This window comes from Comamonas sp. C11 (assembly GCF_024496285.1).
GTDB lineage: Bacteria > Pseudomonadota > Gammaproteobacteria > Burkholderiales > Burkholderiaceae_C > Comamonas > Comamonas testosteroni_F.
Genome location: NZ_CP101743.1, coordinates 5,660,203 through 5,684,638, shown reverse-complemented (window position 1 = coordinate 5,684,638; position 24,436 = coordinate 5,660,203). Strand labels below are relative to the sequence as shown.

Annotated in this window: 25 protein-coding genes; 19 read left to right on the top strand and 6 right to left on the bottom strand. The window is 62.1% G+C overall.

Annotated features, from left to right (window positions below):
* The first annotated feature begins 54 nt into the window (after positions 1-54).
* A complete protein-coding gene (locus NOX35_RS26275) occupies positions 55-2,454 on the top strand; it encodes a DUF1631 domain-containing protein (protein WP_182285077.1) in 2,400 nt (799 codons plus the stop codon).
* Positions 2,455-2,561: 107 nt separating this feature from the next.
* Here the strand turns inward: NOX35_RS26275 and dprA are convergent, their stop codons facing one another.
* Both dprA and NOX35_RS26265 read right to left on the bottom strand, forming a co-directional pair.
* Complete coding sequence (gene dprA / locus NOX35_RS26270) at positions 2,562-3,755, bottom strand: DNA-processing protein DprA (RefSeq protein ID WP_182285076.1); 1,194 nt, start codon at positions 3,753-3,755, stop codon at positions 2,562-2,564.
* A 13-nt stretch (positions 3,756-3,768) separates the two neighbouring features.
* Complete coding sequence (locus tag NOX35_RS26265) at positions 3,769-4,956, bottom strand: LysM peptidoglycan-binding domain-containing protein (protein ID WP_182285075.1); 1,188 nt, start codon at positions 4,954-4,956, stop codon at positions 3,769-3,771.
* Positions 4,957-5,159: 203 nt separating this feature from the next.
* Between NOX35_RS26265 and def the strand changes: the two genes are divergently transcribed.
* The 8 genes from def (at position 5,160) to NOX35_RS26225 (ending at position 11,283) form a co-directional block, all read left to right on the top strand.
* On the top strand, positions 5,160-5,672 hold the full coding sequence (def, locus tag NOX35_RS26260; protein ID WP_182285074.1) for a peptide deformylase: 513 nt from the start codon (positions 5,160-5,162) through the stop codon (positions 5,670-5,672).
* An 11-nt stretch (positions 5,673-5,683) separates the two neighbouring features.
* The gene (locus NOX35_RS26255; protein ID WP_182285073.1) at positions 5,684-6,181 is read left to right on the top strand and encodes a hypothetical protein; all 498 of its coding nucleotides are present in this window, start codon (positions 5,684-5,686) and stop codon (positions 6,179-6,181) included.
* Between the two features lie 42 nt (positions 6,182-6,223).
* Entirely contained in the window at positions 6,224-7,189 is a 966-nt protein-coding gene (fmt, locus tag NOX35_RS26250; RefSeq protein WP_182285072.1) for a methionyl-tRNA formyltransferase, read from the top strand.
* A complete protein-coding gene (locus NOX35_RS26245) occupies positions 7,186-7,956 on the top strand; it encodes an AzlC family ABC transporter permease (RefSeq protein WP_182285071.1) in 771 nt (256 codons plus the stop codon). The genes fmt and NOX35_RS26245 overlap by 4 nt, the downstream gene beginning before the upstream one ends.
* Positions 7,953-8,285 (top strand): AzlD domain-containing protein, encoded by a 333-nt coding sequence (locus NOX35_RS26240; RefSeq protein ID WP_182285070.1) that lies wholly within the window; start codon positions 7,953-7,955, stop codon positions 8,283-8,285. Before NOX35_RS26245 ends, NOX35_RS26240 begins: the two co-directional genes overlap by 4 nt.
* A gap of 222 nt (positions 8,286-8,507) precedes the next feature.
* The gene (locus NOX35_RS26235; protein ID WP_182285069.1) at positions 8,508-9,701 is read left to right on the top strand and encodes a phosphoglycerate kinase; all 1,194 of its coding nucleotides are present in this window, start codon (positions 8,508-8,510) and stop codon (positions 9,699-9,701) included.
* A gap of 294 nt (positions 9,702-9,995) precedes the next feature.
* A complete protein-coding gene (locus NOX35_RS26230; RefSeq protein ID WP_182285068.1) occupies positions 9,996-10,475 on the top strand; it encodes a Crp/Fnr family transcriptional regulator in 480 nt (159 codons plus the stop codon).
* A gap of 142 nt (positions 10,476-10,617) precedes the next feature.
* Entirely contained in the window at positions 10,618-11,283 is a 666-nt protein-coding gene (locus NOX35_RS26225) for a hypothetical protein (RefSeq protein WP_256495256.1), read from the top strand.
* A 22-nt stretch (positions 11,284-11,305) separates the two neighbouring features.
* On the opposite strand, the gene NOX35_RS26220 is transcribed toward NOX35_RS26225, so the two are convergent.
* On the bottom strand, positions 11,306-11,863 hold the full coding sequence (locus NOX35_RS26220) for an adenine phosphoribosyltransferase (RefSeq protein WP_003066840.1): 558 nt from the start codon (positions 11,861-11,863) through the stop codon (positions 11,306-11,308).
* 111 nt (positions 11,864-11,974) lie between these two features.
* Between NOX35_RS26220 and NOX35_RS26215 the strand changes: the two genes are divergently transcribed.
* The 4 genes from NOX35_RS26215 to NOX35_RS26200 are packed head-to-tail and all read left to right on the top strand — an operon-like array spanning position 11,975 to position 14,948.
* Positions 11,975-12,976: an SIS domain-containing protein gene (locus NOX35_RS26215; RefSeq protein WP_182285066.1), complete on the top strand. Its 1,002-nt coding sequence runs from the start codon at positions 11,975-11,977 to the stop codon at positions 12,974-12,976.
* Positions 12,976-13,536: an HAD family hydrolase gene (locus tag NOX35_RS26210; RefSeq protein ID WP_034350998.1), complete on the top strand. Its 561-nt coding sequence runs from the start codon at positions 12,976-12,978 to the stop codon at positions 13,534-13,536. Before NOX35_RS26215 ends, NOX35_RS26210 begins: the two co-directional genes overlap by 1 nt.
* The gene (gene lptC, locus NOX35_RS26205) at positions 13,533-14,153 is read left to right on the top strand and encodes an LPS export ABC transporter periplasmic protein LptC (protein ID WP_256495253.1); all 621 of its coding nucleotides are present in this window, start codon (positions 13,533-13,535) and stop codon (positions 14,151-14,153) included. Before NOX35_RS26210 ends, lptC begins: the two co-directional genes overlap by 4 nt.
* 3 nt (positions 14,154-14,156) lie before the next feature.
* Complete coding sequence (locus tag NOX35_RS26200; protein ID WP_256495252.1) at positions 14,157-14,948, top strand: SDR family oxidoreductase; 792 nt, start codon at positions 14,157-14,159, stop codon at positions 14,946-14,948.
* Positions 14,949-15,045: 97 nt separating this feature from the next.
* Here the strand turns inward: NOX35_RS26200 and NOX35_RS26195 are convergent, their stop codons facing one another.
* Both NOX35_RS26195 and NOX35_RS26190 read right to left on the bottom strand, forming a co-directional pair.
* Complete coding sequence (locus NOX35_RS26195) at positions 15,046-15,558, bottom strand: RNA-binding protein (protein WP_256495251.1); 513 nt, start codon at positions 15,556-15,558, stop codon at positions 15,046-15,048.
* Positions 15,559-15,798: 240 nt separating this feature from the next.
* Positions 15,799-16,191, bottom strand: a complete 393-nt coding sequence (locus NOX35_RS26190; RefSeq protein ID WP_003072279.1) for an RNA-binding protein — start codon at positions 16,189-16,191, stop codon at positions 15,799-15,801.
* A 494-nt stretch (positions 16,192-16,685) separates the two neighbouring features.
* On the opposite strand from NOX35_RS26190, the gene NOX35_RS26185 reads away from it, so the two are divergent.
* The 6 genes from NOX35_RS26185 (at position 16,686) to NOX35_RS26160 (ending at position 23,700) form a co-directional block, all read left to right on the top strand.
* Positions 16,686-17,255 (top strand): TMEM165/GDT1 family protein, encoded by a 570-nt coding sequence (locus NOX35_RS26185; RefSeq protein ID WP_087085636.1) that lies wholly within the window; start codon positions 16,686-16,688, stop codon positions 17,253-17,255.
* A 218-nt stretch (positions 17,256-17,473) separates the two neighbouring features.
* Positions 17,474-18,682: a homoserine O-acetyltransferase gene (locus NOX35_RS26180; protein ID WP_182285062.1), complete on the top strand. Its 1,209-nt coding sequence runs from the start codon at positions 17,474-17,476 to the stop codon at positions 18,680-18,682.
* A complete protein-coding gene (gene metW / locus NOX35_RS26175) occupies positions 18,679-19,263 on the top strand; it encodes a methionine biosynthesis protein MetW (RefSeq protein ID WP_003066861.1) in 585 nt (194 codons plus the stop codon). The genes NOX35_RS26180 and metW overlap by 4 nt, the downstream gene beginning before the upstream one ends.
* A gap of 305 nt (positions 19,264-19,568) precedes the next feature.
* Complete coding sequence (locus NOX35_RS26170) at positions 19,569-21,053, top strand: methyl-accepting chemotaxis protein (RefSeq protein WP_256496964.1); 1,485 nt, start codon at positions 19,569-19,571, stop codon at positions 21,051-21,053.
* Between the two features lie 111 nt (positions 21,054-21,164).
* Entirely contained in the window at positions 21,165-22,658 is a 1,494-nt protein-coding gene (locus NOX35_RS26165) for a M20 family metallopeptidase (protein ID WP_256495249.1), read from the top strand.
* Positions 22,659-22,824: 166 nt separating this feature from the next.
* On the top strand, positions 22,825-23,700 hold the full coding sequence (locus NOX35_RS26160; protein ID WP_256495248.1) for an alpha/beta hydrolase: 876 nt from the start codon (positions 22,825-22,827) through the stop codon (positions 23,698-23,700).
* Here NOX35_RS26160 and NOX35_RS26155 read toward each other — a convergent pair whose 3' ends face one another.
* Positions 23,701-24,435, bottom strand: coding sequence for an SOS response-associated peptidase (locus NOX35_RS26155; RefSeq protein WP_182285059.1), 735 nt, complete (start codon positions 24,433-24,435; stop codon positions 23,701-23,703). It lies immediately after the preceding gene.
* Position 24,436: the final 1 nt, after the last annotated feature.

The following is a 24,436-nucleotide window of genomic DNA, read 5'->3' as shown; positions in this document are numbered from 1 at the left end:
TTTTGACCATTGCGGCGGGGGCGTAACTGCTTCTGCCGCCATTACACTTACGGAATGGCTCTCTCGCAGTCTTCCTCCACCGCGCCTGCGGCCCCGCAACAGCTGGGCTGGCAGGCGCGCTTGCGTTGGGTCCATGGCATTTGTCAGGGCCTGCCCAAGGTCGCTCAGCAGCTGGATGAATTCCTCTCCAGCCAGAGCAGTGCCGTCACCACGGCCAAGGAGATGCAGGAATGGCGCGAGGCCTGGGTTGGCTTTCAGCAGAACAAGGACGCCTGGTTGCAGGCAGGCGCTCAGGCGCTGCAGCAGGCTGCGCGCAAGCCGCCCTCCGGTAGTACGGAGAGCAGCTCGTCGGGCTCGGCTCCGCTGACCTTCGAGCTGCTCAGCGACGATGTCGTCGAAAACAAGATTCTTGCCTCCCGCATGGCTCTGGCCATGGGAGAGACGCTGCAGCCCGGTTTCGAGGCCATGCGCCTGCGTATCCAGGCCCTGGAGGGCCATGAACTGGCTTCCCGGGACATGTTCCGTGCCGAGACCATCTGCCTGCATCTGGTCGAGCAATGGCTGGGCAGCGGCATGGAGCGCAAGCATTTGCTCAGGGCCGTGGAGCCCCTGCAGAATGCGCTGGCACCGCTGATGGAGTCCGAATACAGCATCCTGCACAAGCTGCTGGATGCCAAGGGTGTCAGCAAGGCCCAGGATGCCCCGCTGCGCGTGCGACGTACCGAGGGCGGCCCGTCCACCGGTGCCATGCATCTGGGCGCAAGCAGTGGCTATGGCAATGCGTCCGATGCGGGCTGGGCCAACTCTGCCATGCAGTACATGCCGGCCGGTATGGCTGCCGGTCTGGGAACCGGGCCCGGGATGGCTCCGGGCATTGCCCTGCCGCCAGGCGCCAGCGCCGGCCTGGGCATGCTGGCGCGGGCACGACATCGCGCGCTGGATGCCATGAATCAGCTGCGCCAGGTGCTGAGCCAGCCTGCGGTCGGCATTCCGGGTCTGATGCCTGGCGCGCCTGTCGTTCCCATGCCTCCGGCGTCTGCCGCTCTGGCGCAGGCGCTGCAGGAGCAGCAACAGCTGATGGCGGCCGAACTCCAGGCCCAGTATCCGTCTGCGGCCGGTTCGGCCATGGCCATGCCCGCCATGGACTACAGCCCGGCAGCGATCGGCCAGCTGGTCAACCTGGTGCGCGAGCGCTCGGCTGACTGGAAGCAAAAGGCCGAGACCAAGAGCGAGAAGGCGACCATCGAGGTGGTCGCGCTGATGTTCCAGAGCATTCTTTCGGAAGACCGGCTGCCGCCGTCCATTCGCGTGTGGTTCGCGCGCTTGCAGGTCCCCGTTTTGCGCGTGGCCCTGGCCGAGCCGCAGTTCTTCAGCGATCTCAACCACCCGGCGCGCAAGCTGATCGACCGCATGGGCTCCTGCGTCATGGGCTTCGATGCCAGCAGCATCAACGGCAATGCGCTGGAGACCGAGATCCGCCGCGTGGTCCAGGTGATCGAGCAGTACCCCGAGACCGGGCAGAAGGTCTTTGCGCTGGTGCTGCGCGAGTTCGAGGAATTCCTCACCAGGCACTTTGCCCAGAACCGGTCAACGGCCAAGATCACCAGCGTGGCTCAGCAGGTGGAGCAGAAGGAAACGCTGGCCATCCAATACACCATAGAGCTGCGCAATATGCTCACCGATATGCCGGTGCGCGAAGAGGTGCGAGACTTTCTCTTCAAATCCTGGGCCGATGTGCTGGCCATGGCCACCGTGCGCTATGGCGCCAAGGATGCGCGGGCCATGCGCCTCAAGCAGGCGGCCAGCGAGCTGGTCTGGTCGGCCAGCGCCAAGCCCTTGCGCCAGGAGCGTGCGCGTGTCATCCAGGGCCTGCCGACCTTGCTGCAGACCTTGCGTGAAGGACTGGAGCTGGTGAGCGTGACCGGCGATGCACAGTCTGCCGCGATCAAGGTGTTGACCGATACGCTGGCCCAGGCCTTCATGTCCAAGACGGCAGCCATTCCGGCCGAGCGCATCGAGGCCATGGCCAAGCGCCTGGCGGAGCTGGAAAAATACATCAGCGAGGACGGCAAGCTCGACGATATGCCGCTGTCCAGCGAGAGCATAGAGCTGATGCTGGGCGTGGATGCGGGCGATCTGAACGTCATTCCCAACACTGACAGCCCGGTGGAGCCCGCCATGCTGGAGTGGGCTCAGTCGCTGGAAAGCGGCCGCTGGTTCACGCTGGATCACAACGGTGCCCGTGTGCAGGTGCAATATGTCTGGCATAGCCGTCGCAAGCATCTGCATTTGTTCGCCTCGCTGGATGGACATTGCTATCTGCTGCAGGCGCAACGCATGGCGACCTATCTGCAGGCCGGCTTGCTCGCGGTGCATGATGCCGAAGCCCTGACGGTGCGCGCCACGCGCGATGCACTGCAGAAAATTCAGGCGAATCCGGAAAGACTGGCCTAAGCCCCTGAGGTGTTTTGCATCCTTTCCCTTTCTCTATGCGCTGCGCCAGGGAAGGGAGCGGCCCTTGCTTGGCGTCGCCTTGTCGGGATATACCTGTCCGGGACGCTTCAGCCTTGCGTTAGTCGCTGGTACAGGCCGCCAGGCAGGCGCGCGACCAGGCCGTCGAGTTCCAGTTCCATCAGCTGCGCCTGCAAATGGGCGGCATCCCAGCCCGTGCGATCGCTCAATGACTCCAGTGTCATGGGGTCATGGCCCAGCGCCTGCAGCAACGGGTTATCCGGTGTCGATGCTTTACTTCTGATGGCTTCCTGCGCTTGTTCGGCTTTGGCCGGTGCGAGCTTCAGTCCTTGAAGTTCTTCTAGCACATTGTCAGCGGTTTCCACCAGCTTGGCCCCCTGGCGTATCAGCGCATGGCAGCCCTTGGCCTGCGGCGCGTGGATGGAGCCGGGGATGGCAAAGACTTCACGCCCCTGCTCGTTGGCCAGGCGGGCCGTGATCAGCGAGCCAGACTGCAGGGCGGCTTCCACCACCAGGGTGCCTTGCGACAGGCCGGAGATGATGCGGTTGCGCTGAGGGAAATGCCGGGGCAGGGGCTCGCTGCCCAGCGGGTATTCGCTGATGACCAGCCCATGGAGGGCAATTTGCTGTGCCAGCTTGGCGTGAGCGCGTGGATAGACCTGATCGAGTCCGGTGCCGACGACGGCAATCGTGCAGGGGCTAGGGCCTGGCCGGGCCTGGAGTGCTCCCTCATGGGCGGCTGCATCGATGCCGCGTGCCAGACCTGAGACTATGCACAGTCCTTGCTCGGCCAGGGCCTTGGCCATGCTGCGCGCATTGATGAGGCCCTGGGCGGATGGATTGCGGCTGCCCACCATGGCCAGGGTGGCGGGATAGGGAAACCAGGGCCGGGTAGATGCCAGCAGTGCCGCTGGACCTTGGACAAACAGCAGCAGGGGCGGATCTTCGGTCTGCAGCAGGCAGTCCGGATATTGAGAGTTGCCCAGATGGATCGCGGTGTGCAAGATGCCCGGTGCGGGCGAGGTCAGCCATCGAGCCAGGATGCTGCAATGTTTTTCCCAGTCTGCCGGGAGCTCTGTCAGAGCCTTGATCTGAGCCTGAGTGGCGCATTCCGCCCATGTGGACAGCGGCAGCCGCCAGACCGCGTCTGCACTACCGGCTCTGGCCAGCAGGCGGCGTGCCGTGGTGCGTCCAAGACCCGGTGTCAGCAGCAGGCGCAGCCAAGCCAGAATTTCGGCATCGGGTTGGGCATGGTGCGCATCTTGTGAAGGGGGCGACACCATGCTCATGCTCCATTCAGGGCAGGGGCGACTGCAGGCCATCGCCCACATGCACTCCGCGCTGGGCCGTGGTGATGAGCGCGTAGGAAACCCGGTCAAACACCTTGAAGACCATGGCATAGCCATTGGCCTCATCGGGCAGCTTCACCCGGTCACGGCTGGGACTGGTCTTGTCCACGATGACATTGCCCTTGCTGACGAGTTCGAGCACCGTACCGACGTCCATGCCGTCCTGGGCCCCCTTGTTGATGGCAATGACCTGGTTCTGGGCCGCGGTATAGCCTACCGAGTCGCCGTAGATGGAGACCACGGCGGCATCCACCGCTTGGCGCGGGGCATGGGGCACATAGCTCAGATACTGCTGCTCGGGCGAGGGCAGCAGACGGTCACCTGCGCGGATCTCGTTCTTGGAGCGAGTGATGTCCACCGTGCCGGGCGCCGTCTGTACAGGCTGGCCTGGTGCGGACTCAAGCAATGTTTCACCACGTGCCACGGTGGCACTGCCCAGGTACTTGGCTTCGTAGCCCAGGATTTCCCCTGTGACAGGGTCCTTGAGTGGAGTGGCATCGCGGAAGATGCGGTAGCTCGCGGGCTGGCCCTTGCCGGTGGTTACCAGCGCGCCGCCGGAGTTGCGCACATAGGCGCGATCGCCATTGGACATGAGCACGCGCTTGTCCTGGGTGGCGATGATGCGCGGCGCCTGTGTCAGGGCCTGGCTGTCCACGACCAGCGGCTCGGCCAGGAAGGGCTCGATCAGATGCGGCGGCAGCGTGGGCAGGGCCAGGTCGCTCAGTGACGATTCACGCGTTTGCGGCGACAGACGCACTACCTCGGAACCGCCGTTGGGAGCCGTGGTCGACAGGCGGGCATAACCGTTGCTGCGCACCAGATACAGCACCTGGCCGGGGTAGATCAGATGAGGGTTGGCGATGCTGGAGAGGTTCATGCCCCAGAGCTCGGGCCAGCGCCAGGGCTGGCGCAGATACATGCCCGAGATGCCCCAGAGCGTGTCGCCGCGCTTGACGGTGTACTGCGCGGGAGCGTTGGGCGCCAATTCGTTCTCGGGGATGCCTTGCTGAGCGACCTGCTGTGCGGTGGAGCGCTGGGTGGCGGTCACAGGATAGCTTTGGGCGTGGACCGAAGTCAGGGCTGCAAGCAATGTGGCTCCAATGCTCAAGGCGCGTGCAGTGGCAAATGCGGTCATGAAATTCCTTCTGGCGGGATTCGTTTGCTGCAGCGTCCCTCGTGTCGCCGCACTGTGGCCGATCTTGGCATAGCCAGCCAACAAGTCTTACAAATGTGTCGAAATTCTCGATGCAAGGCCTCGATAGATCAATGTTTATTGAGGGTGTGACAAGCGTTTGGCGTCAAATGTTGGGACAATAACGACAGATTTACCGAGACACCATGGCCATTCTTTCCATCCTCTGCTACCCCGATCCCCGTCTTCACAAGGTCGCCAAGCCCGTGGCGCAGGTGGATGAGCGCATCCAGACTCTGGTGAAAGACATGCTCGAGACCATGTATGACGCCCAGGGCATCGGCTTGGCCGCGACTCAGATCGACGTGCATGAGCGCGTCATCGTGATCGACGTGTCCGAGAAGCGCAACGAGCCCATGGCTTTGATCAACCCCGAGATTCTCTGGGCCAGCGAGGAAAAGCAGCTGGGCGAGGAAGGCTGCCTGTCCGTGCCCGGCATCTACGACGGCGTGGAGCGCTCCATTGCCGTCAAGGTCAAGGCCCTGGATGAGAACGGCAACAGCCGTGAGATCGACGCCGAAGGCATGCTGGCCATCTGCATCCAGCACGAGATGGATCACCTGCTGGGCAAGGTGTTTGTCGAATACCTCTCGCCGCTGAAGCGCAACCGCATCAAGACCAAGCTGGTCAAGGCCCAAAAGCAAGCCCTGAGGGCCTGATCGGAGTGTCCATGTCCCTGCCTCGCCTGCAAACACTGTTGACTGCCAGTCTGCTGGCATTGGGGCTGGCGGGTTGCATGGTGCCCCAGTGGCAAAAGCCTGGCATGCCGCAGGCCGAGGTGGAAAAAGGCATGGGCAAGCCCACTCTGGTCGTGCCTCTGCCCGAGGGCGGCCAGCGCCTGGTCTATAGCCAGCAGCCTGCCGGTCAGCAGGTCTATCACATGGACTTCGATGCCCAGCACAAGCTGGTGCGTGTGGAGCAGGTGCTGGATACGGCGCACTTTTTTGCACTGCGCAACGGCGTGGATACCCGTGACGATGTCTATCGCATGTTCGGCCCGCCCGCCATAGTCGAGGGGGTCTACAGCTTCAAAGGTGACATCTGGACCTACCGTTTTCTGGACAATACCTTTGGTCGGCGTGCCCATGTGCACATAGACCCGCAAGGTGTGGTGCAGAAGGTCATGTTCACCGATGAGAGCATGTACCTCAGAGAGCCGCACCGTTGAAGACCTGGCAGCCGACGGCTGCCTTTTTAATTTGTGAGTTCCATGAAAGTCATTTTTGCCGGTACGCCCGAATTTGCGCGCGTGGCCCTGGAGAGTCTGCTGGCCGCAGGTTTTGAAGTTCCGCTGGTGCTGACCCAGCCGGACCGTCCTGCGGGGCGCGGCATGAAGCTGCAAGCCTCTCCCGTCAAGCAGTGCGCCTTGGCGCATGGCATTGCAGTGGCCCAGCCGCTGAGCCTGCGTCTGGACGGCAAATATCCCGAAGACGCCGCTGCCGCCAAGGTCGCGATCGATGCTGCCCAGGCCGATGTGATGGTGGTCGCTGCCTATGGCCTGATCCTGCCGCAATGGGTGCTCGACACGCCGCGCCTGGGCTGCCTGAACATTCACGCCAGCCTGCTGCCGCGCTGGCGCGGTGCAGCGCCGATTCATCGCGCCATCGAGGCCGGTGACGCCGAAACCGGCGTCACCATCATGCAGATGGATGCCGGCCTGGATACCGGCGATATGTGCGTGATCGAGCGTCTGCCGATTGCTGCGCACGACACCACGGCCAGTCTGCACGACAAGCTGGCCACGCTGGGCGGTCGTCTGATTGTGGAAGCGCTGGAAATGGCGGCCTGCGGAGGTCTCAATCGCACGCCACAGCCTGCCGATGGAGTGACCTATGCACACAAGATCGAGAAGGCCGAGAGCCTGATCGACTGGAGCGAAAGTGCCGGCGTCATTGCACGCCGCCTGCGTGCCTTCAATCCCTTCCCCGGCGGTGCCACCAGCCTGGGCGGCGAAGCCATCAAGGTCTGGGAGGCCAGTGCCGAGGAAGGCTCCGGAGCGCCAGGCATGGTGCTGTCGGCCGATGCTCAGGGGGTGCGCGTGGCCTGCGGCAGCGGCGTGCTCAATATGACGCTTTTGCAGCGTGCCGGTGGCAAGCGTCTGGCCGCAGGCGATTTTCTGCGCGGTTTCGAGCTGCCCGCAGGCGCGCAACTGGGTGAGGGTGCTGGCAAGGTATGACGGCTATGGCGCTCACGCTGGGGCAGCGTGCGAAATCGATAGTCAGGGATCCGTTTTTCTGGGTCGGCTCCAAAGAGATGGGCGGCACCGCCCTGGGCATCGCCGCCTGGGGCCTGGTGACCGGTGTGGCCATGGTCAAAAGCGGTCTGTCCGTTCCCCTGGCGCTGCTCATGGGTTTGACCGTCTATGCGGGCAGTGCCCAGCTGGCCGTGCTGCCGCTGATGGCCGTAGGGGCTCCGCTGTGGGTGGTCTGGTTCACCGCCATCTGCGTGAACCTGCGGTTTGTGATCCTGTCCAGCATGTGGCGCAGCTATTTCGCCAACCTGAGTCTGCGTCACCGTCTGGCGGTCGCCTATTTCAGCGGCGACGTGATTTTCGTGAACTTCATGCGTCGCTACCCAGAGGCCAGGCCGCAGCCCGAGCAACTGCCCTATTTCTGGGGGGCGGCGCTGACCAACTGGCTGGCCTGGCAGATCCCGTCCACGCTGGGCATTTTCCTGGCCGACCAGATTCCTCTGTCCTGGGGGCTGGGCTTTGCCGGCGTGCTGGCGTTGTTGGGCGTGCTGCTGTCCATGCTCAAGGACCGTGCAACCTGGGTGGCCTCCATCGTGGCCTGTACGGCAGCCGTGGCGGCTTTTGCGCTGCCGCTCAAGCTCAATATCCTGGTGGCGATCGCAGCTGCGGTGGCTGCAGGCCTGACGGCCGAGCAACTGCAAAAGCAGGCCAGCCGGCTGCCTGCGGTGAAAAATGAGGAGGATCGGTCATGATGAGCAGTTTCTGGGTCATCGTTGCCTGCATCGGTCTGGCCCTCATCACGCTGGTCACGCGTGCTTTCTTCATGATCCCCGAGCGTGAACTGCCGCTGCCCGACTGGCTCAAGCGCGGGCTCAAATACGCGCCGCTGGCGGCCCTGGCGGCGGTGATTGCGCCCGAGATCGTGATGAGCAATGGTCAGCTGATCAACAGTCTGGCCGATGCTCGACTGCCTGCGCTGGCCGCTTCGGTGGTGTATTTTTTTTACAAGCGCAGCATTCTTGGCACCATTGCTCTGGGCATGGCGATTTATCTGCCTCTGCACATCGGTTTGGGCTGGTAGCTCCAAGACCAGAGAAAACAGGAGCTGCGTGCTCCTGTTTTCATATGGGCTGTCTGTGAAATGGCTTGAAACCAAGTTACAGAGCGCGCAGGATGCTCCTGTTTTTGAGTCGAGTAAGCGTGTAAAAGCGATGCCTGAAAGTGGCGATCGCCCTAGAATGCAGGCAGATTTTGTGTTTTCCAACCTTTGTATGGGCGACTTTCGGAGTCGCTTTTTTGCTGCATGAACATCATCCGCTTCTCCGATCTGTGCGCCCAGGGCAAGGCCCAGGGTCAACGTGTTTTCATCCGTGCCGACCTGAACGTACCCCTGAACGACGCTGGTGAAATCACCGAAGACACGCGTGTGCGCGCTTCCGTGCCTGCGATTGAAATGGCTTTGAAGGCCGGCGCTGCCGTGATGGTCACCAGTCACCTGGGCCGCCCCACCGAAGGTGAATTTAAGCCCCAGGACTCGCTGGCTCCCGTGGCCAAGCGCCTGTCCGAGCTGCTGGGTCGCGATGTTCCCCTGGTCGCCAACTGGGTGGACGGCGTGCAGATTGCCCCCGGCCAGGTCGTGCTGCTGGAGAACTGCCGTGTCAACGTGGGTGAAAAGAAGAACAAACCCGAGCTGGCCCAGAAGCTGGCCAAGCTCTGCGACATCTTTGTGAACGATGCCTTCGGCACCGCTCACCGTGCCGAAGGCACCACCTACGGCATCGCCGAATACGCCCCCATAGCCTGTGCCGGCCCGCTGCTGTCGGCCGAGATCGACGCGCTGAACAAGGCCCTGGCCGCGCCTGCACGTCCTCTGGCCGCCATCGTGGCAGGCTCCAAGGTGTCCACCAAGCTGACCATCCTCAAGAGCCTGGCCGACAAGGTGGACCAGCTCATCGTGGGCGGCGGCATTGCCAATACCTTCATGCTGGCTGCCGGTCTGAAGATCGGCAAGAGCCTGGCCGAGCCCGATCTGGTGGCCGATGCCAAGGCCGTGATCGACGCCATGGCTGCCCGTGGTGCCAATGTGCCCGTGCCCACCGATGTGGTCACCGCCAAGACCTTTGCTGCCGACGCCGTCGCCACCGTCAAGAAGGCCACCGAAGTGGCCGACGACGACATGATTCTGGACATCGGCCCGGAAACCGCAGCCCTGCTGGCCGAGCAGCTCAAGAAGGCCGGCACCATCGTCTGGAACGGCCCCGTGGGCGTGTTCGAGTTCGACCAGTTTGCCAATGGCACCAAGGTCATCGCCCAGGCGATTGCCGAGTCCCCCGCCTTCAGCATTGCCGGCGGTGGCGACACCCTGGCGGCCATTGCCAAGTACGGTATTGAAAAGGACGTGGGCTACATCTCCACCGGCGGCGGTGCCTTCCTGGAAGTGCTGGAGGGCAAGAAGCTGCCCGCCTTCGAGATCCTGGAAAAGCGCGCCCATGGCTGATTTCCTTGAGAAATTGCGCTAGCCCAAATGGGAAGAGCAATGTAGGCTATCAAAAAGGATCGAATCATCGATCCTTTTTTGCTTTGACGCGGATGAAGAGGCAGACGCTCTGCGGAAGTAGAAGCTACTCATCACCGCAAGTGATTGGCGGAACTGTCAGAGTCGCTTAGCATTCAGCCTGCGTTGATGGTGAGCCATGGCGCGCTATGAATTTTTTTACCCTGAGCGGCCGGGATGTGTATCCGGACTTGTCCACCCGGATGGCATGCGGCGTTCGCGTTCTACCCACTGCTTATGTTCGCTTCAACACCTCAGGATTTGTCGGCGCTGATCCAGGCGATGACGACCTCGGTTGCCACCGATACCGCTCAAAACGTGCTCAGTGCCGCTCAATGGGAGTTGCTGGCGCCGTATCTGCAGCCGATCAATCTGGCAGCAAGCGAGGTGTTGTTTGCAGAAGGGGCGCTGGATCGCAACCTGTACATGGTTGAGTACGGCTCGCTGAGCGTGCATTACCAGGATTCGAAAGAAAGAATCCGCCTGGCTTTGGTGGGGCCGGGGGCGATTGTGGGGGAGGGAGCCTTTTTCGCCCATCGACCACGCAAGGCCACGGTTCAGGCCGCAGCGCCCAGCCGTCTATGGTGTCTGACAGCGCTGCGTTATTCCGAAATTGCCAACCGTCGGCCTGCTCTGGCCCTGGCGCTGCTGACCATGGCAGGTCAGGTGCTGGCCCGCCGCGCAGGGGACAGTCGTCGCCGGGTGGCCAGCACCTGAGTGAAGATTTTTTGTGTTCCGGCCGGTTTGGCGGCTTGATCCACGTCGGACAAAGGCTAATATTCCAGCAAATGTCACGAGCTGCTCCAGACATGGAGGCAGAATGTGTCTCGTTGTAAATCCTGCTTGTTCGAGTGTGCTCATGTCCCTGTTCCGATGGTTTTCTCGCGGGCCTCGCCGAGAAGGTAGCAGGCAAGCACCGCGTCACGAGGATGATGCAGTAGCGCGTCAGTCGCAGCGCCGTGAGCGCTCTGCCAGACGCGAGCAGCTGTACGCCATCGTGCGCGAAGCCATGGTCAGGGTCGGCATTCTTTCGGCCGGATACAAATTCAAGGTGCTCTCGCTGGACAGCGTCGGCCAGCGCTTTGTCGTGATGGTGGATCTGGCTCCTGCATACGCCGCGGATGCTCCGCAGCAAAGACGTATCGAGGCATTGATTGCCGAGCTCGCCAGAACCCGCATGGATGCAGGGGTTCACGCCGTTTACTGGCGCGTGAACGGGCAACTGCAAAGCGCTGCCAGCCCTGATTTTGCGCAGACGCAGTTTGACGGGGCTGTCCCCCCGGCGAAGGCTCCACGCCATGCTCCGGTTGCAGCATATTCAGGCCGCTCTTTCGAGCCCATTGACGCGCAGGAAATGGTTGCGTTCAAGCAGGCAGTGGCCATGGCTGTTGCATCGCCCGCGAGTGTGCGCCAGTCACGCCAGGCGCCATTGCTGGGCCCTGGCTCTGGCCATGAGGAGGGCGGCGAATTTGCCGTGTCCGGACTGGGCTCTCTGGGCACGACGCAGTACGGAGAGCTGCGCTGATCCAGGGCTGTTGCGGGGCTGCTCAGTGCCCTGCAAAGTCAACCAGAGTGAACAGGGGCAGGCCGCTGTCCTTGAGGTGCTTGGAGCCGCCCAGTTCCGGCAGATCCACAATCGCTGCGCCTTCCACCACGGTAGCCCCCAGCTTTTCCAGCAGCTTCTTGCCGGCCATCATGGTGCCGCCGGTGGCGATCAAATCGTCGATCAGCAACACACGGTCGCCGGACTTGACGGCATCGGTGTGCAGCTCCACGGTAGCGCTGCCGTATTCGAGCTCATAGGTTTCCTCCACCGTGGTGAAGGGCAGTTTGCCTTTTTTACGGATGGGCACAAAGCCGACGTTGAGCTCGTGGGCGATCACGGCACCCAGAATAAATCCGCGTGCATCCAGGCCGGCAACCACGTCGGGGCGCAGCTTGGGGTCCATGTAACGATGAACAAAGGCATCGGTCATGATGCGAAAGACCTTGGGATCTTGCAGCAAAGGCGTGATGTCGCGGAATTGCACGCCCGGCGCAGGCCAGTCCGGCACGGTGCGGATATGGTCACGCAGATAGTCGTTGACGCTGGTGGAAGTTTGCATGTGGCCGCCTGAGTTTTTGAATGCTCGCCAGTGTATGGGCTCGGGCTTGAAATGCGGGTCAAAGGGATGTTGCCTGCGGCCCGGCAAGCATGGGCTGGCTAAAATCCGGGCATGAATTCTGATGCTGCCAATTCGCGTCTGATCGACGCACCGCGAGCTTTGAACCTGGCCCGCGAGGCCCTGGATATAGAGGCCGCTGCCTTGCGTGCGATGTCGGTGCGCCTCAATGGCGCATTCACGGCGGTGGTTCAGCGCATTCTGCAGCTGCCGGGCCGTGTGGTGGTCATGGGCATGGGCAAAAGTGGGCATGTGGGCCGGAAGGTGGCTGCGACGCTCGCGTCCACAGGGACCCCCTCCTTTTTCGTGCACCCCGCAGAAGCCAGTCATGGCGATCTGGGCATGCTGACACAGGACGATCTGGTGCTGGCTCTGTCCAATAGCGGCGAGACCGATGAGCTGACCGGCGTGTTGCCCGCCATCAAGCGCATGGGCGTGCCCCTGGTGGCCGTGACCGGCGGTCTGCAATCGACACTGGCCAAGCATGCAGACTGGGTGCTGGACACCCATGTCGACAAGGAAGCTTGCCCCTTGAACCTGGCACCCACTGCCAGCACCACGGCTCAGCTGGCCATGGGAGATGCGCTGGCCGTGGCCTTGCTCGATGCCCGAGGCTTTGGTGCCGAGGATTTTGCGCGCTCACACCCCGGAGGAGCATTGGGGCGACGCCTGCTGACCCATGTGCGCGATGTGATGCGTCGTGGTGTCGATGTGCCCCAGGTTGCCCAGGATGTGAGCAGCGTGGCCCTGATGCGCGAAATGAGTGCCAAGGGCCTGGGTTGCTCCGCCGTGGTCAACGCATCCGGTGAGCTGGTGGGGATCTTTACCGATGGTGATTTGCGCCGCTGTGTGGAAGCCGGCGTGGATCTGCGCAGCCGCACGGCGCAGGACGTCATGCATGCCAGGCCTCTGACGATCAAGCCTGATCTGCTGGCGGTGGCTGCGGCACGCATGATGGAAGAACATGGCATTACCGCAGTGCTGGTGGCCGATGACAACCAGCGCCTGCAGGGTGTGGTGCATATTCGCGATCTGATGCGTGCCAAGGTGATTTGATGAACCGACCTGCTCTGACACCCCGCCAGCAATGGGACCCACAGCTGTTGCTCAAGGCTCAGGGAATTCGTGTGGCCTTCTTCGATGTGGATGGCGTCCTGACCGACGGCGGCCTTTACTTCTCGGGTGAGGGTGAGGTCCTCAAGCGCTTCCATACGCTGGATGGTCATGGCCTGAAAATGTTGCAAAAGGCCGGCATCACGCCGGCCGTGGTGACGGGGCGAGATTCCGCGCCGCTGCGTTTGCGCTTGAAGCAACTGGGCATTGAACATGCGCGCTTTGGCACGGAGGACAAAGTGCCGGCTGCCGAGTCCATCCTGGCTGAACTGGGTCTGCAATGGCCGCAGGCCGCCGCCATGGGGGACGACTGGCCCGATCTTCCCGTCATGCGTCGCAGCCACTTTTCTTGCGCACCCGCCAATGCCCATGACGAGGCATCACATGTGGCGGACTGGGTCAGTGCCAAGAATGGCGGAGAGGGGGCGGTGCGGCAGTTCTGTGATCTGCTGCTGGCCGCCAATGGTGCTTATGCGGCGCTGCTTTCGGGGTATGGCTCATGAGCGGGCAATGGCGCCGTGTGGGCGACAAGGCCTCGATGTACCTCCCGGTGCTCATCATGGGCCTGCTGGCGCTGGGCACCTGGTGGCTGGTGCGCAATGCTCCCCAGCCGATTGTCAGTGGCGCGGAGAAGGCCGTGAGGCACGATCCGGACTATTTCCTCAAAGACTTCGTCATCAAGAATTTCGAAGCATCGGGCCGCCTCAAAAATCGCCTGAATGGCACGACAGGTGAGCACTTTCCCGATACCGATACGCTGGAAGTCTACGACGCACGCATGCTGAGCTTCACGCCTGATGGACGCAAGACCGTGGGCAGCTCCAACCGGGCATTGAGCAATGGCGACGGCTCGGAAATCCAGATGTTCGGCCAGGCCGTCATTCAGCGCGATCCGGTGCCTGCAACTGCGACCCAGAAGGCCTTGCCCGCCATGCGGCTGGAGAGCGAGTTCCTGCAAATCTGGCCCAATGACGAGCGCGTCAGCACTGACAAGTCTGTGGTCATGACCCGTGGCAATGACAGATTTACGGGTGACAGCATGCAGTACGCGCACCTTGATCAGGTCCTGCAGATGCAGGGGCGGGTCAAGGGTGTCATCCTGCCCAGCCAAAAGCCGTAAATCATGGCAGGGCATGGGGCCGGACTCGTCTACATCACCGGTGCCTCCAGCGGCATAGGCCAGGCCCTGGCCTGGCACTACTACCAGATGGGCTGGTCGATCGCCTTGGTGGCAAGACGTACCGCAGTCATGGAGCAATGGGCGCGGTCCAGGCACATGGACGCATCCCGCTACGCAGTCTATGGCGCGGATGTCATGGACATCGACAGCATCTGCGGTGCCGCGAAGGCCTGTCTTGAGCGCCAGGGTCTGCCCGATGTTGTTATCGCCAACGCGGGCGTCAGCTGGGGCGTGGATACCTCCTTGCGTGAGGATCTTGAGGTCATGCAGCAGGTGCTGGCCTGCAACACCATGGGGTTGGCTGCAAGCTTCCAGCCATTTATTGCACCCATGGTGCGACGCGGCTCCGGGCGTCTGGTGGGTATTTGCAGTGTGGCGGGTATTCGCGGCTTGCCCGGCCATGCCGCATATTCAGCCAGTAAAGCGGCGGCCATTGCTTATTGTGAGAGTCTGCGCGTTGAGTTGCAGAAATCCGGGGTCTCTGTGACCAGTTTATTGCCTGGCTATGTGGACACTCCGTTGACGAGAAATAATCCGTATTCCATGCCTTTTCTGCTCCCGCCCGAGGAGTTCGCAAGGCGTGCCTTTCGGGTTATCGAGCGCAAAGCCAGATATGCGATTATTCCCTGGCAGATGAGGATTGTCGGCAGCATGATGCGGGTGTTGCCCACTTATCTGTGGGATAGATTGACTCTGGGGAAAACCAGAAAGCCCAGGCATCTCAAAAAGGATTGAGTGGAAGGCATTGAGAAAATGACTATGCATTTGAATGTCTTCGGAAATAAATAAAGGCACGTTATCGTGCCTTTATTGCTGAGTTGCTAAAAGAAACTCATTCGCCGTGGTTATTGCCACCACCATAGCCGCCGCGACCGCCGTGGCGTGGGCCTGAGCCATAGGGGCTGCGGAAGCCGCCTTCGCCGCGACCACCACCGCCGTAGCCGCCGCCATCACCACGACCATAGCCACCACCTTCATTGCGGCCATAGCCACCACCTTCATTGCGGCCACCGTAACCGCCGTCGCGATTACCGCCGCCAAAACCGCCTTCATTGCGGAAGCCGCCTCCATAACCGCCGGTGCGAGGGGGACGGGGTTCCATGGGGCGTGCCTCATTCACGACGAGGCTGCGACCACCGAGCGGCTGACCATTCATGCCTTGAATGGCAGCTTGTGCTTCTGCTTCGCTGGCCATTTCCACAAAACCAAAGCCTTTGGAGCGGCCGGTGTCTCGTTCCATCATGACGCGTGCACTTGCTACGGCTCCAAACTGGCTGAACGCCTGCTCAAGATCGTTGTCACGCACACCATAAGGAAGGTTGCCGACATACAGCTTATTGCCCATTAATAACTCCTAGCTCCTCAATGCTTCAATGGCGCGATCGAATTCAGGACGTCCACTGCATATCCATGGGAAAACATGCAAAAAATCCTAAACACCTATTCGCTTGTGAACGGGAAATGCCCGAGAAAGGAATTATGACGGAGAACAATGAAAAAAATAAATGCTCGAAAACCGCATTGCTAACGTTTAGCAACAAAAAAAGGATCCGAAGATCCTTTTTTTGTTATAGGCAATAACTGATTAGTAGCTATTGCGACGGCCGTAACCGCCGTCGCCACGGCCGCCGCCGAAGCCGCCGTCACCACGGCCACCGCCGAAACCGCCGCCGCCTTCACGGCCGCCGCCGAAGCCGCCGCCAAAGCCGCCGGAACGGGGAGGACGGGGCTCCATGGGACGTGCTTCGTTCACGACCAGGTCACGGCCGCCACGGTTTTGGCCGTGCAGGCCTTGGATAGCGGCTTGTGCTTCGGCATCGCTGCCCATTTCCACAAAGCCAAAGCCCTTGGAACGGCCGGTGTCGCGCTCCATCATCACCTTGGCGCTGTTCACAGTGCCGAATTCGCTGAAGCTGTCTTGCAGATCTTGGTCGCGGAAGGAATAAGGCAGATTGCCTACGTAAAGCTTGTTGCCCATGCTGGACTCCTGAAAAAACTTGAAAACGCGATGGAGCCCTAGGGAGTCAGCCTTGGATGACAACATTAGAGACGCTAACGCACTTGCCCCATCCAGAAATTGCTTTCCAGACAAAGACTCAAGCATTATGAGTCACAAGAGAAGCCGTAGTATTACGAAAAGATCAAATTTCGTGCTTGTAACAACATTGTCCTGATGGGAGTTACCCTGAAATACAAAATTTTGAATATCCAAATACGCAGATGTCTTACAGGGTTAAGCATGTAGAATGACGGCTACTTTCTTTGGGGAGTAGGCCGTTCGGCAGCTGTCTGCCGGATGCATGCGTCAACAGACTTGGGTCCTCGTGATCTATGGCGCATGCGGTACCGCGTGCAATGCGTGGTGCGACCGGTCGAGACCATTGATTACGCACCGAGAAAACCTATGAAGAGATAGGCCGGAGTCGGTGCGTGATCAATGCGTTGTGGCAACTCCGGCCGTCTATCCCCATCATGGAAGCTTTTCTCATATCCACCTCCATCGTCGCCCTGGCCGAAATGGGGGACAAGACCCAACTCCTGTCATTGGTACTGGCGGCCAAGTTCCGCAAACCCCTGCCCATCGTGGCTGGTATTTTTGTCGCGACGCTGGTCAACCATGCTCTGGCCGGCGCCGTGGGCAACTGGATCACCACGATGCTAGGTCCCGACGTGCTGCGCTGGATCTTGGGGGTTTCATTCATCCTCATGGCGGGCTGGATGCTGATTCCCGACAAGTTGGATGATGACGACACCGGCAATGGCGCCGGGCGTTGGGGTGTCTTTGGTACGACGCTGATGCTGTTCTTCCTGGCCGAGATGGGGGACAAGACCCAACTGGCCACGGTGGGCCTGGCCGCCAAGTACCCCCTGTCGTATTATTGGGTGGTGGCTGGCACCACGCTGGGCATGATGCTGGCCAATGCGCCGGTGGTGTGGTTTGGCGAGAAGATCACCAAGAAGCTGCCGATCAAGACGATTCACCGTGTGTGCGCCGTGATCTTCCTGGTGCTGGGTGTGGCGGCGCTCCTGACCAAAGTGTGAAACTACCAAACGCATAGCCATTTGCACAAGGCTCAAAAAGGCTTGGACAGCCTTGACAGTCTCCTTTTGAGCTCGGTGCAATGAATGCAGTACACTGCACTTTTCACGCGCCGATTTGCCAAAGCTTGCGGGCGCTTTATAAATCCAGCTAAAGACCCGTCCGCGAAGTGACAGTACACCGACCCGGCCTCGTTTTTAGCGATGCCGGGTTTTTTCATATGTCCTTCATCGCGACACCTCAGTTCATGCATTTTGATGAGCCGCTGCCCTTGCAGAGCGGTGGCTCCATCGCCGATTACGACCTTGCCTTCGAGACCTATGGCCAGCTCAATGCCGACAAGAGCAATGCCATCGTGGTCTGTCATGCGCTCAATGCCTCCCACCATGTAGCAGGCAGCTACGAGGGCCAGCCCAAGAGCGAAGGCTGGTGGGACAATATGATCGGCCCGGGTAAGCCCGTCGATACCGACAAGTTCTTTGTCATCGGCATCAACAATCTGGGCTCCTGCTTCGGCTCTACCGGCCCCATGCACACCAACTCGGCCACGGGCAAGCCCTATGGTGCGGATTTTCCCGTGGTGACGGTGGAGGACTGGGTGGATGCGCAGGCGCGTCTGCTGGACCGCCTGGGCGTCCAGCAGCTCGCAGCCGTGCTGGGCGGCAGCCTGGGCGGCATGCAGGCCCTGTCCTGGTCGCTGCGCTATCCCGAGCGCATGCGCCATGCCGTGGTGGTGGCCAGCGCGCCGAATCTGAACGCCGAGAACATTGCCTTCAACGAGGTGGCGCGTCGTGCCATCGTGACCGATCCGGATTTCAACGGCGGCCATTTCTACGAGCATGGCGTGGTGCCCGCGCGCGGCCTGCGCATCGCGCGCATGATAGGCCACATCACCTATCTGAGCGATGACGTGATGAACCAGAAGTTCGGCCGCAGCCTCAGGGCCTCAGCGCTCCCCGCTGAGGGGGCTGACCCGACTCGGGGCGGCCCGGCGCCGGATCGGCGCGATTACCTGTACAGCACCCAGGATGTGGAGTTCCAGATCGAGAGCTATCTGCGCTACCAGGGCGAGAAGTTCAGCGGCTACTTCGATGCCAACACCTATCTGCTCATCACCCGCGCACTGGACTATTTCGATCCGGCCCGTTCCCATGATGGCGATCTGACCCGGGCGCTGGCCGTGGCCAAGGCCAGATTCCTGCTGGTGAGCTTCACGACGGACTGGCGCTTTGCCCCGGCGCGCAGCCGAGAGATCGTCAAGTCGCTGCTGGAGAACAACCGCGACGTCAGCTATGCCGAGATCGACGCCCCCCATGGTCATGATGCGTTTTTGCTTGATGACCCACGCTATATGGGCGTGATGCGCTCCTATTTTGAAGGCATTGCCAAAGAACTGAACACCGCCGAACGCGCAGGAGAAGCCGCATGACCGAGTTGACCACCATGAAAGCCATTGCCCAGTTGGTGCCCGAGGGCGCACGCGTGCTGGACCTGGGTTGTGGCGACGGCGCGCTGCTCGAGCATCTGGTGCGCGAGCGCGGCTGTACGGGCTATGGCGTGGAACTGGACGACGCCAATGTGCTGGCCTGCACGCGCCGCGGCGTGAACGTGCTGCAGCTCAATCTGGAGGACGGCCTGGCCATCTTCGGCGACAACAGTTTTGATGTGGTGCTGCAGATCGACACGTTGCAGCATTTGCGCAATGCCGAGGTGATGTTGCAGGAGACGGCCCGCATCGGCAAGCAAGGCGTGGTTGCCTTTCCCAACTTTGCCCATTGGCAAAATCGCTTTTCCGTGCTGCGCGGGCGCATGCCGGTCACGCGTCGCCTGCCCTACCAGTGGTATGACACGCCGAATATCCGGGTGGGCACCTACAAGGACTTCGAGGTGCTGGCCACCAAGAACCGCCTGCGCATTCGCGACTCCTTCGGTCTGCAAAACGGTCAGGTGGTGAGGAGCCTGCCCAATTTGTTGGCGACAACGGCGGTGTTCCACTTCGAGCATGCCTGATGGATGCTCTTGAAACAGTAGCTAATTACGATTCATTGGCAATGAATCTGGTAGTGATTCACATCGAATTCATTGCCTGATAAGCGCGAGAAGCTCTGAAATCTGAGATGGCAGCACTCCTGCGGCAAGGCGGCGGTGCTGCTGCTGCCGCAATGCAAAAAATGTAAGCATTTGATTCATAATCAACTGCTTATTTTCTTTTTGATCCGAATCAATGCGCCGAAGCTTCGGTCGGTGCGCGCCTTGCCATGCGTTTTAGTTCCCGTCTCATTTTTTGCTCGGCTGCACCTGCAGCCTTGTTTGTTTTGGCGCTGCTCAGCAGTCAGTGGGGGCTGACCCGCACACAGTCCGATTTCAACGACTACCTGAGGAACAACCAGGCCGTGGTGGCGCAGTTGCAGGAGCTGTATGCCCAGGGTCTGCAATCGGGCCAGGCACTGCGCAATATCGTGATGGATCCGTCGGACGGGCAGGCCGTGCAGAACCTGGGCAATGCCCGTCGGGCCTATGACGCCGCCTATGACGATCTGAGCCAGCGCGTGCAGGGCACGGCCATGGAAGCCGCCGTCAAGAGCCTGAAGGCCTTGCGCCAGGCACAGTCCGAAGCGCAGGACCAGATCGTGACTCTGGCGGCCGAGGACTATGACACCGCTGCCGCCGCGCTCAAGACCCGGGAAACTCCGGCATGGCGCAAGCTGCGCGAAGCCGTGCTGCAACAGCTCAAGGCGGCCCGCGATGCGGCCGAAGCATCGCATGCGGCCACCCGTGCCAGCGCCCGGCGCATGCAGCTGTGGTCGGGTCTGCTGGCCCTGCTGGCCGTGGTCATCTCGGCCACGCTGCTCTGGGTGATGGTGCGCACGCTGCGCAGCGAGCTGGGCGGAGACCCGGCCGATGCGCGCAAGGCGTTGCGCCGCGTGGCCGATGGCGATCTGACCGATGGGAGCTCGGGCGGCATGGCCCGGGGGCTGATGTCCGATCTGCAAACCATGCGCGGCGCGTTGCGCGAACTGGTCCAGCGCGTGCACGGCGCATCGGTGCAGATGCAACATGCATCCAGTGAGATTGCTCAGGGCAATGCCGACCTGTCTGCACGTACCGAAAGCCAGGCCAGCGCGCTGGAGGAAACGGCGGCCAGCATGGAGCAGCTCAACGCCACCGTGCGCCAGAACGCCGATAGCGCCCAGACGGCCAATCAGTTGGCGCAGAACGCCTCGCAAGTGGCCCGGCAGGGCGGTGCCGTAGTAGCGCGCGTTGTGCAGACCATGCAGGACATCAACACCAGCAGTTCGCGCATTGCCGACATCATCGGCGTCATAGACGCCATCGCCTTCCAGACCAATATCCTGGCACTGAACGCGGCCGTGGAGGCTGCACGCGCCGGTGAACAGGGCCGAGGCTTCGCCGTGGTGGCCAGCGAGGTGCGCGCCCTGGCGGGGCGCAGCGCCGATGCGGCCAAGGAAATCAAGACCTTGATCACTGCCAGCGTGGAACGCGTGGCAGACGGCAGTGCGCTGGCCGACCAGGCAGGTCACACCGTGGACGAGATCGTCAGTGCCATTCATCGCGTGACGGACATCATGGGCGAGATCAGCGCCGCGAGTAGCGAGCAGAGTGCAGGCGTGGCCCAGGTCGGCGAGGCTGTCATGCAGATGGACCAGGCCACGCAGCAAAACGCTGCCCTGGTGGAGGAAAGCGCAGCCGCTGCCGAGGGGCTGCGCCAACAGGCCGAAAGCCTGCTGACGGAGGTTTCCCGCTTTCAATTGGAGCGGGGGGCGCTGGCATTGCGCTAAACCCTGATCGCCATGTCAATGCCTGCGGCGCAGGCACCGGCATTGGCGCACAATCACGGGCATGGCGCGGGCCCGTCATGGCTCGTAGCCCCGTCACTGAAGGAGCCGACCATGAACGCACGTACTCCCACCAATCTGCTGCAGCCACAGGACGCGCTGCAGCACATCACCGAGCAGTGGGACCAGAGCATCGTCCCCGAGCTGACCAACTACATCACCATCCCCGCCAAGTCGCCCATGTTTGCCCCCGACTGGGAGCAGCAAGGCCATATCGCCACTGTGCTGCGCAATGCCGCGGCCTGGGTGGAGGCGCAGAAGGTGGCCGGGCTGACGCTGGAAGTGATTCAGCAGCCGGGGCGCACGCCGGTCATCTTCTTCGAGGTGGAAGGCACGGCCGAAAAGGCCTCGACCAGCCCCACGGTGCTGATGTACGGCCACCTCGACAAGCAGCCCGAGTTCGAAGGCTGGCGCAGCGATCTGGGCCCCTGGACGCCCAAGTACGAGGACGGCAAGCTCTACGGCCGTGGCGGCGCCGACGACGGCTATGCGGTCTATGCCAGCGTGGCGGCGATTCAGGAGCTCAAGCGCCAGAATGTGCCCCATCCGCGCATCGTGGCCATCATCGAGACCTGCGAGGAAAGCGGCTCGGCCGATCTGCTGCCCTATGTGGATGCCTTGCGCCCGCGTCTGGGCGATGTGGGCCTGGTGATCTGTCTGGACAGCGGTGCCGGCAACTACGACCAGCTGTGGCTGACCACCAGCCTGCGCGGCATGGCCAGCGGCACGCTCAAGGTGCAGATCCTCACCGAGGGCGTGCACTCGGGCGATGCCTCGGGCGTGGTGCCCTCGTCCTTTCGCATCATGCGCCAGGTGCTGGATCGTCTCGAGGACAGCAAGAATGGCCGCGTGCTGCCGCAGAGCTTTCACTGCGAGGTGCCGGCCGAGCGCATGGCGCAGATCCGCGCCACGGCGGAGATCCTCGGCGAGGACGCTTATGCGCGCTTTCCCTGGGCGCATTACGACTGCGGCGGCTCGGCCCGTGTGTCCCTGCCCACGACCACCGATCCGGTCCAGGCCCTGGTGCGCCGAACCTGGGAGCCCACGCTGAGCGTGACCGGTGTGGAGGGCATGCCCAATCTGCAAAATGCCGGCAATGTGCTGCGCCCCTACACGGCCTTCAAGCTCAGCCTGCGCCTGCCGCCGCTGGTCGATGCCGCAGCCTGCGTGCAGGAGATGAAGGCTTTGCTGGAGGACAACGCGCCCTATGAGGCCAGGGTGACCTGGGAAGGCCTTTCCAGCTCCAGCGGCTGGAATGCGCCGGGCATGGACGGCTGGTTCGAGAACGCGCTCAATGCCGCCAGCCAGGCGCACTTCGGCGCCAGTTGCGGCTATATCGGCCAGGGCGGCACGATTCCGCTGATGAACATGCTGAGCAAGGGCTTTCCCAAGGCGCAGATGATGGTCTGCGGCGTGCTCGGCCCCAAGAGCAATGCCCACGGCCCCAACGAATTCCTCCATGTGCCCTATGCCAAGAAGCTCACGGCGTCGGTGGCCGAGGTGATTGCCGCCATGGCCCGCCATCAGACCGAGGCGGCGCAGGCTTGAAGAGTCATTGCCAAACAGCGGCCAGTGCTGATTTTCAAGGTGCTGGCAGCTGTTTTTTGAGATTGGCGCTGTCGATTTTCTGTGGTCGGACCGAGGACTGCCATGGTTGACGTGCGCTGGCGGCGGCTGCATCCTGCAAGCTCTTGCCAGCTTGAAGAGATCGCGCATGACGCCCACCGATTCCAGTACCCATACGTCCCGGCTGCTGCATATGGCCGCATCGGACGCCACCCAGCTTGCGCTGCGCGACTGGCCGCCAGCGCCGCACGCCAAGTCCCGTGCCCAGGTGCTGCTGGTTCATGGCCTGGGCGAGCACAGCGGCCGCTATGCCGCGCTGGCGCAGCGGCTCAATGACTGGGGCTTTGCGGTGCGGGCCTATGACCAGTACGGCCACGGCCTGTCGGGCGGGCCGCAGGGCGGCCTGACCAGCGATATGCGCTTGCTCGACGATCTGGCGGTGGTGGTGGACGCTACCCGTGCAGCCATGCCCAAGCATCAGCCCCTGGTGCTGCTGGGGCACAGCCTGGGTGGACTGGTGGCGGCGGATTTTGTCGCGTCCGGCCTGCGTCATGTGGACGGGCTGGTGCTGTCCTCGCCGGCGCTGGCCCTGCATCTGTCAGGAGTGCAGAAGGCGCTGGTGGCGAGCCTGCCCAGGCTGCTGCCCAATTTGCGTGTAGCCAATGGCGTGCAGTCCGCGCATCTCTCGCATGATCCCGAAGTGGTCCAGGCCTATGACGCCGATGCACTGCAGCACAGACGCATCAGCGCCCGGCTGGCGCGCTATATGGCCGAGGGCGGCCGCCATGTGCTGTCAAAGGCCACGGCCTGGTGCGTGCCCACGCTGCTGCTATGGGCCGGACAGGACAAGCTGGTCAATCCGGCCGGCAGTGCCGCCTTTGCCGCCCAGGCGCCACGCGATCTGGTGCAGGCCCAGTGCTTCGAGGCGGCCTATCACGAGATCTTCAACGAGAGCCCCGAGCTGGCAGCCCCCGTGTTTGCGCGGCTCGAGCAGTGGCTGGAGCAGCAGTTTCCAGCCCCCTGATTACCACTGCTGTGGCGGCTGCTTGCGGCCTTTTTCCACGGGGTTGGCACGCAGTTTTTCCGCAGGGTAGGGGCGCAGAAACTCCTTGGCCTTGTTGACCTTGGCATTGAGCCAGGCGTCGTATGCGCCTTCGTTGAGGATGGCGGGCATGGCCTTGTCGTTGCCGGGCTGGCCGTAGCGGTTCATCAGCGCATGGGCATTGGCATTGATGGTGATGAGGGCATAGCTGACGATGACCTCGCCGTCCTCGCCCACCCAGCGCGCCCAGACGCCGGCGGCGCCCATGGGCTGGTTGTCCACGCGGGTGATACGGGTCGGCAGGGGCTTGCCGGGGCGCAGGTCGTCGACCTGAAAGGCCTGCAGCGGCACGATGCAGCGCTGGCCTGCCAGCCAGGCATCGCGAAACGCCGTTCCCGTGGTCAGATTGTCTATCTTTGCATTCACCAGCTTGAGCGCGCGCAGGCGGCCGTCCGAGGCCGACTTCACCCAGTGCGGCACCAGGCCGAAGCTGGCCGGCACCAGCAGCCGTTCCACCGGCAGTGCGGGTGCTCCTTCTTCAGGAGCGGTAAACGTACGTCCCAAGAGCGCTGCAGAAGATTCTGCGGCTGCATTGACGATGATGAGACCCATGCGCCTGGGGGTCAGCACGGCTTCAGGCAGAGACTCGGGAGCCTCCACGCGAAAGTTCTGCAGATAAAACTCGGGCTTGGCCAGAGAGAGGTGACAGCTGCTCATT

Excerpts from the sequence above, each read along its gene's own strand:
- NOX35_RS26275 (WP_182285077.1), top strand. The coding sequence starts at position 55 with ATGGCTCTCTCGCAGTCTTCCTCCACCGCGCCTGCGGCCCCGCAACAG.
- dprA (WP_182285076.1), bottom strand. The coding sequence starts at position 3,755 with ATGGTGTCGCCCCCTTCACAAGATGCGCACCATGCCCAACCCGATGCC.
- NOX35_RS26265 (WP_182285075.1), bottom strand. The coding sequence starts at position 4,956 with ATGACCGCATTTGCCACTGCACGCGCCTTGAGCATTGGAGCCACATTG.
- def (WP_182285074.1), top strand. The coding sequence starts at position 5,160 with ATGGCCATTCTTTCCATCCTCTGCTACCCCGATCCCCGTCTTCACAAG.
- NOX35_RS26255 (WP_182285073.1), top strand. The coding sequence starts at position 5,684 with ATGTCCCTGCCTCGCCTGCAAACACTGTTGACTGCCAGTCTGCTGGCA.
- fmt (WP_182285072.1), top strand. The coding sequence starts at position 6,224 with ATGAAAGTCATTTTTGCCGGTACGCCCGAATTTGCGCGCGTGGCCCTG.
- NOX35_RS26245 (WP_182285071.1), top strand. The coding sequence starts at position 7,186 with ATGACGGCTATGGCGCTCACGCTGGGGCAGCGTGCGAAATCGATAGTC.
- NOX35_RS26240 (WP_182285070.1), top strand. The coding sequence starts at position 7,953 with ATGATGAGCAGTTTCTGGGTCATCGTTGCCTGCATCGGTCTGGCCCTC.
- NOX35_RS26235 (WP_182285069.1), top strand. The coding sequence starts at position 8,508 with ATGAACATCATCCGCTTCTCCGATCTGTGCGCCCAGGGCAAGGCCCAG.
- NOX35_RS26230 (WP_182285068.1), top strand. The coding sequence starts at position 9,996 with ATGTTCGCTTCAACACCTCAGGATTTGTCGGCGCTGATCCAGGCGATG.
- NOX35_RS26225 (WP_256495256.1), top strand. The coding sequence starts at position 10,618 with ATGTCCCTGTTCCGATGGTTTTCTCGCGGGCCTCGCCGAGAAGGTAGC.
- NOX35_RS26220 (WP_003066840.1), bottom strand. The coding sequence starts at position 11,863 with ATGCAAACTTCCACCAGCGTCAACGACTATCTGCGTGACCATATCCGC.
- NOX35_RS26215 (WP_182285066.1), top strand. The coding sequence starts at position 11,975 with ATGAATTCTGATGCTGCCAATTCGCGTCTGATCGACGCACCGCGAGCT.
- NOX35_RS26210 (WP_034350998.1), top strand. The coding sequence starts at position 12,976 with ATGAACCGACCTGCTCTGACACCCCGCCAGCAATGGGACCCACAGCTG.
- lptC (WP_256495253.1), top strand. The coding sequence starts at position 13,533 with ATGAGCGGGCAATGGCGCCGTGTGGGCGACAAGGCCTCGATGTACCTC.
- NOX35_RS26200 (WP_256495252.1), top strand. The coding sequence starts at position 14,157 with ATGGCAGGGCATGGGGCCGGACTCGTCTACATCACCGGTGCCTCCAGC.
- NOX35_RS26195 (WP_256495251.1), bottom strand. The coding sequence starts at position 15,558 with ATGGGCAATAAGCTGTATGTCGGCAACCTTCCTTATGGTGTGCGTGAC.
- NOX35_RS26190 (WP_003072279.1), bottom strand. The coding sequence starts at position 16,191 with ATGGGCAACAAGCTTTACGTAGGCAATCTGCCTTATTCCTTCCGCGAC.
- NOX35_RS26185 (WP_087085636.1), top strand. The coding sequence starts at position 16,686 with ATGGAAGCTTTTCTCATATCCACCTCCATCGTCGCCCTGGCCGAAATG.
- NOX35_RS26180 (WP_182285062.1), top strand. The coding sequence starts at position 17,474 with ATGTCCTTCATCGCGACACCTCAGTTCATGCATTTTGATGAGCCGCTG.
- metW (WP_003066861.1), top strand. The coding sequence starts at position 18,679 with ATGACCGAGTTGACCACCATGAAAGCCATTGCCCAGTTGGTGCCCGAG.
- NOX35_RS26165 (WP_256495249.1), top strand. The coding sequence starts at position 21,165 with ATGAACGCACGTACTCCCACCAATCTGCTGCAGCCACAGGACGCGCTG.
- NOX35_RS26160 (WP_256495248.1), top strand. The coding sequence starts at position 22,825 with ATGACGCCCACCGATTCCAGTACCCATACGTCCCGGCTGCTGCATATG.
- NOX35_RS26155 (WP_182285059.1), bottom strand. The coding sequence starts at position 24,435 with ATGAGCAGCTGTCACCTCTCTCTGGCCAAGCCCGAGTTTTATCTGCAG.